Annotated in this window: 14 protein-coding genes; 7 read left to right on the top strand and 7 right to left on the bottom strand. The window is 60.8% G+C overall.

What is annotated here, in order from left to right; all coding sequences use genetic code 11:
* Positions 1–41: 41 nt before the first annotated feature.
* Positions 42–992 (bottom strand): lytic transglycosylase domain-containing protein, encoded by a 951-nt coding sequence (locus J3P73_RS10645; protein ID WP_207579934.1) that lies wholly within the window; start codon positions 990–992, stop codon positions 42–44.
* Positions 993–1,214: 222 nt separating this feature from the next.
* Here J3P73_RS10645 and J3P73_RS10640 point away from each other — a divergent pair, with 222 nt between their 5' ends.
* The gene (locus tag J3P73_RS10640) at positions 1,215–1,937 is read left to right on the top strand and encodes a glutathione binding-like protein (protein ID WP_207579933.1); all 723 of its coding nucleotides are present in this window, start codon (positions 1,215–1,217) and stop codon (positions 1,935–1,937) included.
* A 241-nt stretch (positions 1,938–2,178) separates the two neighbouring features.
* Positions 2,179–2,949: a gamma-glutamyl-gamma-aminobutyrate hydrolase family protein gene (locus J3P73_RS10635; protein ID WP_130655259.1), complete on the top strand. Its 771-nt coding sequence runs from the start codon at positions 2,179–2,181 to the stop codon at positions 2,947–2,949.
* Between the two features lie 67 nt (positions 2,950–3,016).
* Here J3P73_RS10635 and J3P73_RS10630 read toward each other — a convergent pair whose 3' ends face one another.
* The 6 genes from J3P73_RS10630 to J3P73_RS10605 all read right to left on the bottom strand — a co-directional run bounded on the left by J3P73_RS10630 (position 3,017) and on the right by J3P73_RS10605 (position 8,843).
* On the bottom strand, positions 3,017–3,676 hold the full coding sequence (locus J3P73_RS10630; RefSeq protein ID WP_207579932.1) for a peroxiredoxin: 660 nt from the start codon (positions 3,674–3,676) through the stop codon (positions 3,017–3,019).
* Positions 3,673–3,879 carry a hypothetical protein gene (locus J3P73_RS10625; RefSeq protein ID WP_062944645.1) on the bottom strand — a complete coding sequence of 69 codons (207 nt, stop codon included), beginning with the start codon at positions 3,877–3,879 and terminating at the stop codon, positions 3,673–3,675. Before J3P73_RS10625 ends, J3P73_RS10630 begins: the two co-directional genes overlap by 4 nt.
* 89 nt (positions 3,880–3,968) lie before the next feature.
* Positions 3,969–4,967, bottom strand: coding sequence for a TRAP transporter substrate-binding protein (locus J3P73_RS10620; RefSeq protein ID WP_018073336.1), 999 nt, complete (start codon positions 4,965–4,967; stop codon positions 3,969–3,971).
* A gap of 13 nt (positions 4,968–4,980) precedes the next feature.
* On the bottom strand, positions 4,981–6,813 hold the full coding sequence (locus J3P73_RS10615; protein WP_024320628.1) for a TRAP transporter large permease: 1,833 nt from the start codon (positions 6,811–6,813) through the stop codon (positions 4,981–4,983).
* Between the two features lie 24 nt (positions 6,814–6,837).
* Positions 6,838–7,968 (bottom strand): LLM class flavin-dependent oxidoreductase, encoded by a 1,131-nt coding sequence (locus J3P73_RS10610; protein ID WP_024320627.1) that lies wholly within the window; start codon positions 7,966–7,968, stop codon positions 6,838–6,840.
* Positions 7,969–7,982: 14 nt separating this feature from the next.
* Positions 7,983–8,843 (bottom strand): ABC transporter substrate-binding protein, encoded by an 861-nt coding sequence (locus J3P73_RS10605; protein ID WP_024320626.1) that lies wholly within the window; start codon positions 8,841–8,843, stop codon positions 7,983–7,985.
* A gap of 219 nt (positions 8,844–9,062) precedes the next feature.
* Between J3P73_RS10605 and J3P73_RS10600 the strand changes: the two genes are divergently transcribed.
* The 5 genes from J3P73_RS10600 (at position 9,063) to J3P73_RS10580 (ending at position 13,849) form a co-directional block, all read left to right on the top strand.
* Positions 9,063–9,428 (top strand): ArsR/SmtB family transcription factor, encoded by a 366-nt coding sequence (locus tag J3P73_RS10600; RefSeq protein ID WP_024320625.1) that lies wholly within the window; start codon positions 9,063–9,065, stop codon positions 9,426–9,428.
* A 7-nt stretch (positions 9,429–9,435) separates the two neighbouring features.
* Positions 9,436–10,065 (top strand): glutathione S-transferase family protein, encoded by a 630-nt coding sequence (locus J3P73_RS10595; protein ID WP_075223938.1) that lies wholly within the window; start codon positions 9,436–9,438, stop codon positions 10,063–10,065.
* A 134-nt stretch (positions 10,066–10,199) separates the two neighbouring features.
* Entirely contained in the window at positions 10,200–10,787 is a 588-nt protein-coding gene (locus J3P73_RS10590) for an ANTAR domain-containing response regulator (protein WP_018241751.1), read from the top strand.
* A 34-nt stretch (positions 10,788–10,821) separates the two neighbouring features.
* Positions 10,822–12,102: a CmpA/NrtA family ABC transporter substrate-binding protein gene (locus J3P73_RS10585; RefSeq protein WP_197729011.1), complete on the top strand. Its 1,281-nt coding sequence runs from the start codon at positions 10,822–10,824 to the stop codon at positions 12,100–12,102.
* A 478-nt stretch (positions 12,103–12,580) separates the two neighbouring features.
* A complete protein-coding gene (locus tag J3P73_RS10580) occupies positions 12,581–13,849 on the top strand; it encodes an MFS transporter (RefSeq protein ID WP_130686329.1) in 1,269 nt (422 codons plus the stop codon).
* The last annotated feature ends 12 nt before the right edge of the window (positions 13,850–13,861 follow it).

The raw sequence follows: 13,861 nt of genomic DNA, 5'->3' as shown, positions 1-13,861 counted from the left end.
GCAAGCAGACTTTTCGTGATCAAGGGGCTGGACCAGGCCCGCTATCGATTCTTGAAAACAAGACAGGTGCCGCCGTGTTTGCGGATCTGGTTGCAGAGGTCGTTGGCTTCCATGCGCGTCTGCCGGCCGATGCGGACAACATAACGCGGCCGAAAACCGAAGCTGCGATCGCGCTGGCGCAAGATCAGCGGCTGCTCCGCACTCAGGGGCGCGGGCAGATCCTGCACGGCATCGAGAAACATGCGCCGGGCCACCGCGACATTCGCATTCGCCGCAAGCTGGACGCCCCAGGGCGCCCATTCACCCTCCTGACGCCAGGGCGTGTCCTTCAACGTCCGTCTCTCCGCAAGCGCCACGCAACCATCGAGGAAGGACTTGTCCTTGTCGAGCGGGGCGGCCGCATCTTCCGGTGGGTTATCCTTCCATTCCTCGACTGTATGCGCGGTGATCGCCATGACGTAGCCGCGCGTCTCGTAAGGTAATCTGCCTGACGCGAGGTAAGTAGCAAGGCCGTTTTCACCGGCATTATAGGCGGCGGCGGCAAGGCCGAGATTGCCGAAACGATTGCGCAATTCGTCGAGATACTGCGCCGATTTCCGCAGCGCTTCCAACACCTGATAGCTGTCTTGGAGACCGCGCAGTTTCGCCGTTCCGGGCATGAACTGCGCGATCCCCTGGGCTCCCTTGAAGCTGACTGCATCGGGGCGAAAGGTGCTTTCCCGCCAGATGAGACGGGCGAAATAATCCGCTGGCAATTGATTGGCGTGGGCGAAATGCTCGATCGCAATGCAAAGGTCTCGATTGAAACTATCCTTGCGGATGCAAAGCGTCTCACCCGATGCCGAAGGCCCCGAATACAAACAGGCCGGAGGCCCGGCGCTTCCTTCCGGCTGGGCCTTTATCGTGTCCGCTTGGGAAAACAGAAGACCGAGCGAAAGCATGGCCTTCACCGATCTCCTCCCCATGTCGGACTGACGTTTCCGGCCTATCATCGGATCTCAGCAGGTTCGAACTTCCATCTCGACGCTGGATTCTAGATACCATCGATGAAGGCGCGACGCCTCCCCCATTTCCATATCTGCACCCGAATTGGCGCCAGGAACGGTCACAGGTTTCTAATTTCGCCATGGATTTTGGAACAAACATATTCGACCTGCCATGGTCGTAGCGTCATCCTGTTTGCCAGGAAATCCCGAGCAAACGAGGATACGCAGATGATTGATCTCCACTACTGGCCGACGCCGAACGGCAAGAAAGTTTCGATCTTCCTGGAGGAAACGGGTACGCCCTATCGGCTGGTGCCGGTCAATATCGGCCGGGGCGACCAGTTCAAGCCTGATTATCTCAGACTTAACCCCAATCACCGCATGCCTGCCATCGTCGATCACGCGCCTGCCGATGGCGGCGGTCCGTTGAGCGTCTTCGAATCCGGCGCGATCCTCTTCTACCTCGCCGAGAAGACCGGCAAATTCTGGCCGCAGGATCTGCGCGGCAAATACGAGGTCACGCAATGGGTGATCTGGCAGATGGCGAACCAGGGGCCGAAACTCGGCGAGGCCGGTCATTTCCGTCGCCTTGGCGATCGCGAAGGCGATCAGTCCTATGCGGTGCGGCGCTTCACCGACGAAGCCAACCGACTTTACGGCGTTCTCAACATGCGGCTTCGCGACCGGCGCTATCTGGCCGGTGACAAATTCACCATCGGCGACATCGTCAGCTATCCCTGGACCGTCAACTGGCAAGCACAGGGTCAGGACATCGACGAGTTCAAGCATTTCAAGCGATGGTTCGAGGAGGTTGGCGCAAGGCCCGGCGTCCAGCGCGGTCTTGCGGTCGGCGCCGATCTCGGCACCGACAACAGCAAGCTCTCCGAAGAGGAACAGGCGCGCATCCGCAAGATCCTCTACAACCAACGCGCCCTTCCCGTTCCGGATTGAGCACCGGCCCGGCCAAGGAAACTCGCTTCTTCGAGCTTCGCCTTGTTCAGGCTTTTAACGGACCTGCCTTGGCGGTCGCAAAAGCTCTTGCACCTGCATCGCGACCAAGGATAACCATATAGTGACAACCGAGCCGGCAGTCAGCCCGAGGCCGGTTCCGGTTTCGCGGCGTTGCAAATCACATGCCCGAGGGGCCAGGCGGCTTGGGTGGCAGGCGTTGCGACTTGGGGTGTGACAAGCAATGGCAAGACCTGTAATCGGCATCATCGGGAACGCCCGCATCATCGAAAGCCGCTTCTCGACCCAGCTTGTCGGAGAAAACAATTTGCGGGCCGTGGCCGATGTCGCCGAAGCGTTGCCGCTGATGTTTGCCGGCAATCCTAAACTGGCCGATATCGCGGATCTACTGGCTGTCGTCGACGGCATTCTGCTGACGGGTGCCAGAGCCAATGTCCATCCCAGCCGATTCAACATGGTGCCGGATCCCAAGCATGAGCCTTATGATGAGGATCGTGACGGGCTGGCGCTGCCATTGATCGAAGCCTGTGTTGCGCAAGGCGTTCCTATTTTCGGCATATGTCGCGGTTTTCAGGAAATGAATGTCGCCGCCGGGGGCTCGCTACATCCCGAAATCCGGGAATTGCCCGGACGCATGAATCACCGAATGCCGCGCCTTGAGACCGGCGAGATCCATCCCGACCCCGCCATCGTTTTCGGCGATCGTCACGACGTTCGACTTATAGAGGACGGGATGTTTGCACGCATCCTCGGTCGGGAGACGATCCGGGTGAACTCCCTGCATGGGCAGGGCATCCTCGACCTAGGCGAAAGAGTCGTTGCCGAAGGCATTGCCGAGGACGGGACGATCGAGGCGATACGGTTCAAGGACGCGCCGGGATTTGCGCTCGGTGTGCAATGGCATGCCGAATACGATCCGCAAACCAACCCTGTTAATCGTGCGCTGTTTCAGGCATTCGGCGATGCGGTGAGGGCCCATAAAGCCATCGCTTAGTCTGATCAGTAAAAAGCCGCCGCGAAGTGCTTTCACGGCGGCTTAGGGAATGGCTTGAAAGCAGTAGTCAGGCCGTCGGCTGCTTGGTCTTCCTGAGATAGGGCAGAACCGTATCGAAGGAGCCGAAACGCGTGATTGCGTCTTCGTTGGAAACCGCGGCGGTGATGATGACGTCCTCGCCCTGGTTCCAGTTCGCTGGGGTGGCCACCTGGTGCTTAGCCGTCAGCTGGATGGAATCGATGGCGCGCAGGATCTCATTGAAATTGCGGCCCGTCGTCATCGGATAGGTCAGGATCAGCTTGATCTTCTTATCGGGACCGATGATGAAGACCGAACGCACGGTGGCATTGTCGGCAGGCGTACGGCCTTCCGAGCTCTCGCCGGCGCCGGCCGGCAGCATGTCGTAGAGCTTGGCGACCTTGAGGTCCTTGTCACCTATCAGCGGATATTTGACGTCGAAGCCGGTGGCGGTCTTGATATCGTTCTTCCACTTGGCATGGCTTTCCACCGGATCGACGGAGATGCCGATGACCTTGGCGCCACGCTTGGAAAATTCCCCGGCCAGGCCGGCCATAGCGCCGAGCTCGGTCGTGCAAACCGGCGTGAAATTCTTCGGATGCGAGAACAGGACGGCCCAGCCGTTGCCGATCCACTCATGGAAGCTGATCGGTCCCTGGGTGGTGTCGGCGGTAAAATCGGGGGCAATATCGTTGATGCGTAAGCTCATGGTCGGCCCTCCAAAGCCTTGTGTTCAATGTTGTTTATCTCAAATCGAGGCCATGGGATCCGTCCGCCGGAAGCGGTAGCAACATTGCGGTCAACAGGATCGCACCGGCCGAAGGTAAAAACTTCCCATTCCAGGATTTTAAGTAAGTTATATACCACGATCACCGAAGGCATGCTCTTTCGATTTCCGGCCTGCTCCGGCATTATTTTTCCGGCAAGTGCGCGCGATGAAGAGACCGACGGTTTTCCATCGGTCCCCGTTCAAAGCTGCAGCGGAACCGTCCGCCCGTTGCTCAGGCGGCCTGGATCGATTTGATCCTGTCGATGCCGCCGACAACCGGCGCGAAATCGTCCCACACCCCCTGGGCGCCCTTCTGCCATTCGTCGAAGGCTTCCGGCTTCAAGAGCTTTCCGCCGTTGGCCAGCGCCGTCTCGACGGATTTGGACTCGTCATCGACGATCAGCTGGTTGAAATAGGCAGCCCCTTCGCTGGAAGCCTGCTGGAACACCGCCTTCTGCTCGTCATTGAGACCGGCCCAGAAGGTCGAGGCATAATAGATGACGCCGGATGCCCAGATGTGGCCGGTCTCGGTCATATCGGGCACGACCTCATAGAGCTTGAAGCCGGCATAGGCCGACTTGGTCAGGTCCATCGCGTCGGCGACACCGGTTGCGAGCGCATTGTAGGTCTCGGTGATCGGAATGCCGATCGGCGTCGTGCCGAATGCGCTCCAGAGTTTGGTGTGCAGCGGGCTCTGGATGACACGAATGCGCTTGCCCTTGAGCTGCTCCGGCCGCGTCACCGGTTCCTTGGTCAGGAGATGGCGGGCGCCGTAATTGATGAAATCGCCGACGACGAAATTCTGCGCCTGCAGTTTCTGCTTGAGATCGGCGCCGACATCACCACCGACGGTCCTGCGAACATGGTCGGCATCGCGGAACAGAAAAGGCAGATCGAGGATCTGCAATTCCGGCGCCCAGCCGGAGAGCGACGAGACGGTCGAAAGGCTGGCCTGGATGGAACCGAGACGCACGCCCTCGGCCACTTCCTTCTCGCCGCCGAGCGCACCGTTCCTGACGATATTGAACTTGAACTGGCCGGGAAGCTTCGCTTCGACCAGTTCGCCGATCTTCACCCAGATCTTCGTCTCCGGCTTGTCGTCGCCGAGCAGCGAAGCGATCGTGATCGTCGTCGTGCGGGCGGCGGCCGTGCGGACGAAGGCGGGTGCCGCAAGCGCGGTTCCGGCGAGAGCTGTTGTCTTCAGGAAATTGCGTCGGTTGAGATTGTCCATGGGGTTGTCCTGTTTATGAGAAGATGATGGCCCAAGCGCAAAGGATTGCGAGCGAGACCAGGAGAGCGAGCAGATAGGGAACCACCGCTCGAAAGAGCTCCGAGGCGGGAATGCGCGTGACGCCGCTGACGACGAAGATCAGCATGCCCAGCGGCGGCGTCAGTCCGTGGATCATCAGGTTGACGACGATGATCACCCCGAACTGAATGGGATCGATGCCGGCAGCAACCGCTGCCGGCAGCAGGATCGGACCGAAGAGCAGGATTGCGGCGCCGATGTCGAGAACGAGGCCGACGACCAACAGGATGACGTTCGACAGCAGGATGACCGCAAGCGCGCTGCCGCCGAGCGCCGTCGTCAGATGCGAGATCAGCCCCGACACGTCGTCGACCGCCAGCAGGAAGGCAAAGGGGCCGGCCGTGCCGATGAGGAGACCGATCGCCGCCGCTTCAACGGCCGCCTGGCGAAAGGCGGCGTAGAGCGAGAGGATTCCGAGCCGCGCACCGATGCCGAGCAGCAACGTGTAGAAAGCAGCAAGTGCTGCGGCTTCCGTGGTGGTGACGATACCGATGCGGATGCCGACGACGACGATGACGCCGAGCCCGAAGGCCGGGATTGCCTGGACCGCCGATTGCCAGCGCTGTCTCGCGTTTGCGCGCGGCAAAGGCACCTGCTCACGCACGGTCAGATGGATAGCGACCGCCAGGCATATGGCCATCAGGCCGCCGGCAAAGAAGCCGCCGACGAGCAGCGAACCGACGGAGAGATTGGTCGCGGTCGCAAGGATCAGGAAGGCGATCGACGGCGGGATGACATTGTCGAGAACCGATGTCGAGGCGATGATCGCCGCCGCCTGCGCCGGCCGATAGCCGTGTTTGACCAGCTCGGGCTGGAAGGTCGATGCGCCGAAAGCGGCATTTGCGACCGAAGAGCCGGAGGCGCCGGAAAAGAGAACGCTGGTGAGCAGTGTCGTCTGCGCCAGTCCGGCCCTGCGATGGCCGACCATGGCGGCGGCGAAGCGCACAAGCTGGTTGGCGACGCCGGAGGCCGTCAACAGGCCGCCGGCGAGCAGGAAGAAGGGAATGGCGAGCAGCAGGAATTTCGAGATGCCAGTGACGGTCGCGGAAACGATCGCCGGCTCCGGCAGGCTGCTGCCGAAGGCGATGACGACATAGGCTGCGGCAAGAAAGGCGTGCGGCAGCGGCGCAGCAAGCACGAGGCCGACCGCGGCAATCAGTCCGAGAAAGATGCTCGGCGGCCAGTCGAGATCGAGCGAGACATGCGGGATGCCGGCATAGAGCGCGACACCGACGGCAAGCGAGAGCAAAACCGGCAGGATCCTGCCTTCGGCGATGCGCTGCAGCAGCAGCACGACGAGGATCAGCGCGCCACTGGCGCCGAGGAAGCCGAAGCGGATCCATTCCGGCACGCCGAGCGTCGGCGAGACGCCGCCAAGCATCGTCATGATCTCGCTGCCGCCGAAGCTCAGGATCAGCGCCGAAAGCACGGTGAAGACGTCGGCGCCGATCGGCGTGACCTTCTGCAGGCTTTCCGGCAGCATCTTGACGAAGACGTCGAGGCGCATGGCAAGCGCGCTGTTGAGGCTGAGCGGCGCGCCGAGTGCGATCAGGCCCACATGCAGCCAGATGCCGAGATCCTCGGCGCCGATGAAGCCGGCGCTGAAGAAATAACGCAGGCAGACGGTGACGAGCACCATCAAGAGCAGCACGGCGAGAACGACTGCCGCGGCAATGCCGAGAACCGCTTCGATCGCCCGCAGCAGGCGCGCTGCTACCCCGCTGTCCGGAGCGGCCTGTTCGATCGGATGAAATTCACTGGTGGCCACAAAACTTACCTTCTGGCGAGAGGATCATGCGCTCTTGGCGGTCGAAAGATCGCGATCGAAGAGCGTCGACCAGGTGTAGTTCCGCGCCTTCGAGACCTCCCTGCTGACATCGAGCCGCGGCAGCACCTTTTCGCCGAAACGATAGGCTTCCTCAAGCAGCGGCATGCCAGAAAGAATAAAAGTATCGACGCCCGCTTTCTGATAGGCTTCGAGCGTGCGCAGAACCGTATCCGGCGAACCGACGATCGCCGTACCCGGGCCGGGCCTGACTAGGCCAATGCCGGCCCAGAGGTTCGGCGCGACTTCGAGATCGCGCAGGTTTTCCGGCTTGAGGCCGCCATGCAGTGCGGTCATGCGCTGTTGGCCAACGGAATCGCTTCTTGAGACGAAGCGCTGATTGGCGGTGATCGCCGCATCATCCATACGGTCATAGAGATCGGCCGCCGCCTCCCAGGCCTTTTCGTCGGTGTCGCGAACGATGACATAGAGGCGGATGCCATATTCCAGTTCACGGCCGTAGTGGGCGGCTCGCGCCTTTACGGCTTCGACCTTCTCGCCGATCTGGGCGGGCGTCTCGCCCCAGGAGAGATAGGTGTCCACATGTTTTGCGGCGACTTCAAGCGCCTTATCCGAGGAGCCGCCGAACCAGAGCGGCGGTGGTGCGATGCTCTCGCTGACCGGCAAGGCGAGCTTGGCGCCATCCGTCGAGAAATACTTGCCCTGATAGGTGACACTCTCACCGGAAAAGAGCCGGTGCCAGAGCTGAAGATATTCGTCCGCCATGTCATAGCGCTCGTCATGCGGTAGCATCATGCCATAGGCGCCGAGCATCTTGGCGTCGCCGGAAACGACATTGATCAGCAGCCGGCCGCGGGCGAATTCCTGGAAGGTCGCAGCCATCTTGGCAAGCAAAGTCGGCGCAACGAGGCCGGGATGGATGGCCACGAGAAAACGCAGCCGCTCGGTGTGAGCAAGCAGCGCACTCGCCAGCACCCAGACATCATGGGCGCCGGTCGCAAACAGTGCCCCGGTATAGCCCAGATGATCATAAGCCTGGGCAAGCTGCTTGTAGTAGCCGTAGTCGACCTGACGCGAGCCTTCCGGCTGCCAGGGGTAGGCGCCGTCGGGCGCGCACATGTACCAGAAAACGTTCATCTCCGGTTTCCTTGTTATTTCGTCATTTCCGGGCGTTTCAGCACGATGGGCTTGTCGAAATGACCATGGCGCAGCAGCGTGTCGGCCTCCTCCTGCTGTTCGGCAATGATCTCTTCGTCGATCGGAAACACCGTGAAGTCGCGCGAGCGCACTACCTTTTCCCAGGCGTCGATATCCGTTTCCCCGCGGTCGCCAGATCCGCCGCGGTCGCCGGATGCAAGAAGTCCGGCGGCGGCGCGCGGATCGGCGGCGATCTCGGTGCCGATCCGGCTGAGTTCGGAGACGATCGCCCGGGTCTCGACCGCCGAAAGGCCGTTCCGCTGCAATGTCCAGAACAAAGAACGGTTGGGAATGGCCGCGCCGCAACGGACGATCGGCCTGACGTCGTCGCGCTCCAGCGCCTTTTCGAGACGTGGCGACATGGCGACCCAGGCATCGACGCGCCCTTCGAGCAGATCGGCGAGCGAATCGCGCGCGCCGCTTTCGACCCGCTCGACATCGGGCAGGCTCATCCCCTCACCTTCCAGGCTGCGGGCCAGAAGATAGGTGTGAAACGAACCGTCGATCAGCGAGATCCGGCGGCCCTTCAACTCAGCGACGGAGCCGATCGAACTATCGCGCCTGACAAAGATGGCGCCATTGGCCGGGCGCGGCGCGGAGGCAGCGATATATTCCACGCCGAGGCCGCGCATATCAGCCTCGATCGGCGGCGTCGAGCCGGTGCCGCCGAGATCGATCTCGCCGCTTTCCAGCAGGGCCGCGGTATCGCGACCTTCGGCATAGGATACGAAAATCGGCTGCAGATCTGCGAAGGCGCCAGGCCAGAGCCGCGCGAGGCGAAGATGCAGGTTGTTGGGATGAACGCCAATTCTCATGTTGCTTCGACCGTCGTCATGGTTGCCGCAATCAATTTACTTTTTTATAAATTGATTGCGAGGAAGCGATTGTCGTCAACGGGAGAAAATCGCCTTTGAAATCCCATAAAATCGATAGGCAATGAAATCTTTTACCAGATCGAGCGAAGTGAGCGAGCCGGAGTTGAAAATTCAGCGCCATCACTTTACTTTTTTATAGAACCTTCAAGGACGACACCGTTGACGAAGCCCGTTTCCTCAAGAGTCTGCCGCGATGTCGGCGCAGCAAGCGAATTGCTGAAGCTGATCGCCAACGCCAACCGCCTGGCGATCGTCTGCTATCTGATAGAGACGGAAGCCTCAGTCTCGGCGATGGAGGACGAGCTCGGTATTCGCCAGCCAACGCTTTCCCAGCAATTGAGCGAGCTTCGCGAGGCCGGCGTGATCGAAGGACGCCGCGACGGCAAGGCGATTGTCTATCGCGTCATCGATCCTCGTATCGAAACGATCGTACAAACTCTGCGGGACATGTTCTCCGGCCTCCACGATGTCACCGGGCGCTTCGGAATGACGAAGCTGCCGGTCGACGAAATGATGTTCGATTGAACCCCCGATGATCGACCTCTATACCTGGATCACGCCGAACGGGCTCAAAGTATCCATCGCACTCGAGGAGTTCGGCCTCTCCTACCGCCCCCACACGATCGATATCACCAAGGGTGATCAATTCCAGCAGGACTATCTCGCCATCAATCCGGGCGGCAAGATTCCTGTTATCGTCGATCACGAGACCGGCATCACGCTTGCCGAATCCGGCGCCATCCTGCTCTACCTCGCCGAAAAAACCGGCCGCTTCCTGCCCCGGCAGGGTGCCGCTCGGCATCACACGATCGAATGGCTGATGTGGCAGATGGGCGCCTTCGGGCCGACGCTCGGCAACGCCCATTATTTCCTGACTTACAATGCAGGTGAAGCGCCGTTCGCAGAGGATCTCTTTCGCCGGGATACCCGCCGCCTCTATGAGACGTTGAACGCGCGGCTCGCAGACCGCGACTATCTCGTCGACAATTATTCCATCGCCGACATGGCGGTCTGGCCCTGGGTGTCCCGTTTTCAGCGCCACGAGATCGACCTGAATGCATTCCCGAACGTCAAACGATGGTATCTCAGGCTTGCGGCGCGACCACAGGTCAAGCGCGGCTATGACGTTCCCCATTTCACATCCGAAATACCGCAGCCCTGAAGACCTTGCCGACGCGGCATATTGATCCCGCCCGAAATTTCGGCAATTTGATTATTTTTTGCGCACACCTATTTTTGCACATTTTTCAGGCGGACGCCTTGCTAAATTTGCTGCACTGCGTCATGAATATAGCAATGACGCATCTCGATCTGACAATTCTGGTGATCGACGAAAATGCCATTCGCGCCTCCATCATCGAAGAAGGCCTGCGCGAGGCAGGGCATGTGCGCGTCACCGTGGTGCATGAGGTCAACGGCATCGCGCGAATCATCGAAACGCTGATGCCCGACGTGATCATCATCGATATCGAGAATCCCAACCGCGACATGATGGAGCATCTGTTCCAGCTGACGCGCACCGTCAGCCGCCCGATCGCCATGTTCGTCGATCGCTCCGACACGGCCTCGATCGAGGCTGCCGTCGATGCCGGCGTCTCGGCCTACATCGTCGACGGATTGAAGAAGGAACGCGTCAAACCGATCCTCGACATGGCCGTCAGCCGCTTCAATGCCTTCAACCGGCTGCGGCGGGAGCTTGCCGATGCCCGCTCCGCGCTGGAGGAACGCAAGCTGGTCGAGCGCGCCAAGGGCATATTGATGAAGATGCGCGGCCTGTCGGAGGAAGAGGCTTTCGCCCTGCTGCGCCAGACAGCGATGAACGAAAAGAAGAAGATGTCGGAAATCGCCCAGAGCGTCGTCACTGCCGCGGGGCTGTTGATGTGATGGCCGAGCTGATGAATTTCCGGAGGAAACCGGAGTGGATATGATGACAACGACCTCCAACTCCGGCGGCGAGCTGCCCTCGCCCGTGCGGGTGAACAACGAAGGACCGAAAGTGCTGCGGGCCGGTTTCATTCCGCTCGTCGATGCATCGGTGCTGATTGCGGCGGCGGAATTCGGCTTCGCGCGGAAGGAAGGCCTGACGCTCGATCTCGTCAAGGACGTCTCCTGGGCGAATGTGCGCGACCGCTTGGCATTCCGCCAGTTCGACATCGCCCACATGCTGTCGCCGATGCCTGTCGCCTCAATGCTCGGTCTCGGCTCCAATCCCTCACCGACGATCACGCCATTTTCGCTGGGGCGCGGTGGCAACGCGATCACGCTGTCGACGCGGCTCTTCGACAGGATGCGGAATGACGTGGGATTGCCGGAAACGGCAAGCGCGCTCGACAATGCCCGCGCCCTGGCAAAAACATTGGCGGCAGTGAAGGCGCGCGGCGAGCCGCTGCCGACTTTTGGGGTCACCTACCCCTTCTCCTCTCACAATTACGAATTTCGCTACTGGCTGGCAGCCGGCGGCATCGATCCCGACAAGGATGTCAAGCTCGTGGTCGTGCCGCCGCCCATGACTTCGGATGCACTGGCAGCGGGTGCGATCGACGGTTTCTGCGTCGGCGCGCCGTGGAACATGGTCGCTTCAGAGCGCGGCGTCGGCCGCATCGTCGCCGCCAAACAGGATATCTGGCCGTCGGCACCGGAAAAGGTGATCGGCATGCGGCCGGACTGGGCGGAAAGCCATCCGGAAACCGTTTCCCGGCTGATCGTGGCGCTCGACGCGGCAGCCCAGTGGTGCGATCGGCCGGAAAATCACGATGCGCTGGCGGCAGCTCTTGCCGACCCGCGCTATATCGCTGCCCCCGTCGAAATCATTCGCCGTGTGCTCGCCGGCGAATTCAGCCTCGACGCAAAGGGTAACCGCCGCATCATCGCCGATTATTTCATGTTCCATTCCGGCTTCGCCAATTATCCCCGGCCAAGCCAGGCGCTTTGGATCTACAGCCAGATGATCCGCTGGGGACAGGCCGAGATCAGCCTCAACATGGCAAGGGCCGCAGCATCCGCTTACCGCCCGGATCTCTATCGCACGGCTCTGGGTGATGCCAACGCGCCTGAAGATGCCGATATCCGCATCGAAGGCAGTGACGAGGGCGACCGTTTCATGGACGGCCACGTCTTCGACCCGGCGAGGCTGCCGGACTATGTCGCAGGTTTTGCAGTCAAAAGCGCCCTCGCCTTCGTTTGCAATGACGAAGTTTAACCGATGCCGGCCTGCACAAAACGCCAGCAAGTATCTGCCCGCCTCACGACAAGCGCACAAATTATTTGCATGAGCGGGTGGCCGCCCGAAAAACAAGCAGGCGGTGCGTTTCGTAAAATATCATTTGTATTCAGTGGATTGAACGCAGATCACAAAACTGGCACGCAGTTTGCATGATCTTTATTGCACCGGTCAATGGCGATCAGCGCAGAGTGAGTGATAGACGCTCGCGGAAGATACAGAGACTGCTCTTCAGATTGAAGAGGTAGGTTTTTAGCTTGAGCAATCCGGCCAACGGATTGCCTCCAGGCAACTGGGCCAGAAGGCCCAAGAATTCGGCGTCCAACGGCGGGCGCCACCAGCAAAGCCGCTGATCAGGATATTTCGCGCGCCTCGGGTATGCGCGTCCTGACCAGCGGCTTTTTGTTTTAACCCTCAGCGATGGATCGGCACGACCTTGTCGGGCCTCGGAGAAGTTATGTCTGTCATCGAGAAAGCACCGCCCATGTCCGCCGGCGAACCAGCCAAGGCATTGTGGATCTCCACTGTAGCCTTCACCCTCTGTTTTGCCGTCTGGACGATCTTCGCGATCATCGGCATTCGCATCAAGCAGGATCTCGGCCTGAACGAGGCCGAGTTCGGATTGCTGGTCGGCACCCCCGTGCTCACCGGTTCGCTGGTGCGCATCGTTCTTGGCATCTGGACGGGGCGTTACGGCGGCCGTCTCGTCTACACGCTCACCATGCTGGCCGCCGCATTGGCGACCTTTCTGCTCTCTTACGCCCAGACCTATACGCAGATGCTGATCGCCGGCCTCGGCGTCGGCCTCGCCGGCGGTTCCTTCGCGGTCGGTGTCGCCTATGTCTCGCCTTTCTTCCCGGCGGAGAAGCAGGGAACCGCGCTCGGCATCTTCGGTGCCGGCAATGTCGGCGCGGCCGTGACCAAGTTTGCCGCTCCCTTCGTGCTGATCGCATGGGGCTGGCAGGCGGTTGCGGAGATCTGGGCCGTCTGTCTGGCGCTGATGGCAATCGTCTTTTGGTTCACCACGACCGATGATCCGGCCTTCCGTCTCCGCCGCGAACGCCGCGCTGCCTCCAAGAGTTTCGCGCAGGAATTCGCGCCGCTGCAGAACGTTCAGGTCTGGCGCTTCTCGCTCTACTATTTCTTCGCCTTCGGCGGCTTCGTCGCCCTGTCGCTGTGGCTGCCGCGCTACCTGGTCGGCGTCTACGGCTTCAACCTGGAAACCGCAGGCATGGTCGCGGCCGCTTACTCCATCCCGGGCAGCATCTTCCGCGCCTTCGGCGGCGTGCTGTCGGATAAAAAGGGGGCGCGCAGCGTGATGTATACGATGCTTGCCGTATCGGCCGTGGCCACCCTCATCCTTTCGCTGCCGGCTGCTTCTGGGTCCGGGACGGGTCCGGCGTTCGGCATCACCCCCGTCATCTTCATCGTCGTCATCTTCGTGCTCGGCTTCTTCATGAGCCTCGGCAAAGCTGCCGTCTACAAGCACATCCCCGCCTACTACCCCGAAAACGTCGGCGCAGTCGGCGGCGTCGTCGGGATGATGGGCGGCCTTGGCGGCTTCATCCTTCCGATTGCCTTTGGCCTCCTCAAGGACATGACCGGCCTTTGGTCCAGCTGTTTCCTGCTGCTCTTTGCGATCGTCGTGATCTCTCTCATCTGGATGCACCTGTCCGTAAAGCAACTGTCGCGCCAAGGGCACTCGGCGCCCGTGGCTGCAACCTGATCTAAGGACCTG

Origin of the sequence: Rhizobium ruizarguesonis (assembly GCF_017357285.1) — a bacterium.
GTDB lineage: Bacteria > Pseudomonadota > Alphaproteobacteria > Rhizobiales > Rhizobiaceae > Rhizobium > Rhizobium ruizarguesonis.
Note: the sequence above shows the minus strand (reverse complement) of the source record. Positions and strands in the feature narration are given on the sequence as shown.

What these genes read in the sequence shown, in the direction of transcription:
- J3P73_RS10625 (WP_062944645.1), bottom strand. Translation starts at nt 3,879, where the DNA reads ATGCCGGAGCAGGCCGGAAATCGAAAGAGCATGCCTTCGGTGATCGTG.
- J3P73_RS10630 (WP_207579932.1), bottom strand. Translation starts at nt 3,676, where the DNA reads ATGAGCTTACGCATCAACGATATTGCCCCCGATTTTACCGCCGACACC.
- J3P73_RS10620 (WP_018073336.1), bottom strand. Translation starts at nt 4,967, where the DNA reads ATGGACAATCTCAACCGACGCAATTTCCTGAAGACAACAGCTCTCGCC.
- J3P73_RS10610 (WP_024320627.1), bottom strand. Translation starts at nt 7,968, where the DNA reads ATGAACGTTTTCTGGTACATGTGCGCGCCCGACGGCGCCTACCCCTGG.
- J3P73_RS10640 (WP_207579933.1), top strand. Translation starts at nt 1,215, where the DNA reads ATGATTGATCTCCACTACTGGCCGACGCCGAACGGCAAGAAAGTTTCG.
- J3P73_RS10645 (WP_207579934.1), bottom strand. Translation starts at nt 992, where the DNA reads ATGATAGGCCGGAAACGTCAGTCCGACATGGGGAGGAGATCGGTGAAG.
- J3P73_RS10595 (WP_075223938.1), top strand. Translation starts at nt 9,436, where the DNA reads ATGATCGACCTCTATACCTGGATCACGCCGAACGGGCTCAAAGTATCC.
- J3P73_RS10605 (WP_024320626.1), bottom strand. Translation starts at nt 8,843, where the DNA reads ATGAGAATTGGCGTTCATCCCAACAACCTGCATCTTCGCCTCGCGCGG.
- J3P73_RS10580 (WP_130686329.1), top strand. Translation starts at nt 12,581, where the DNA reads ATGTCTGTCATCGAGAAAGCACCGCCCATGTCCGCCGGCGAACCAGCC.
- J3P73_RS10635 (WP_130655259.1), top strand. Translation starts at nt 2,179, where the DNA reads ATGGCAAGACCTGTAATCGGCATCATCGGGAACGCCCGCATCATCGAA.
- J3P73_RS10590 (WP_018241751.1), top strand. Translation starts at nt 10,200, where the DNA reads ATGACGCATCTCGATCTGACAATTCTGGTGATCGACGAAAATGCCATT.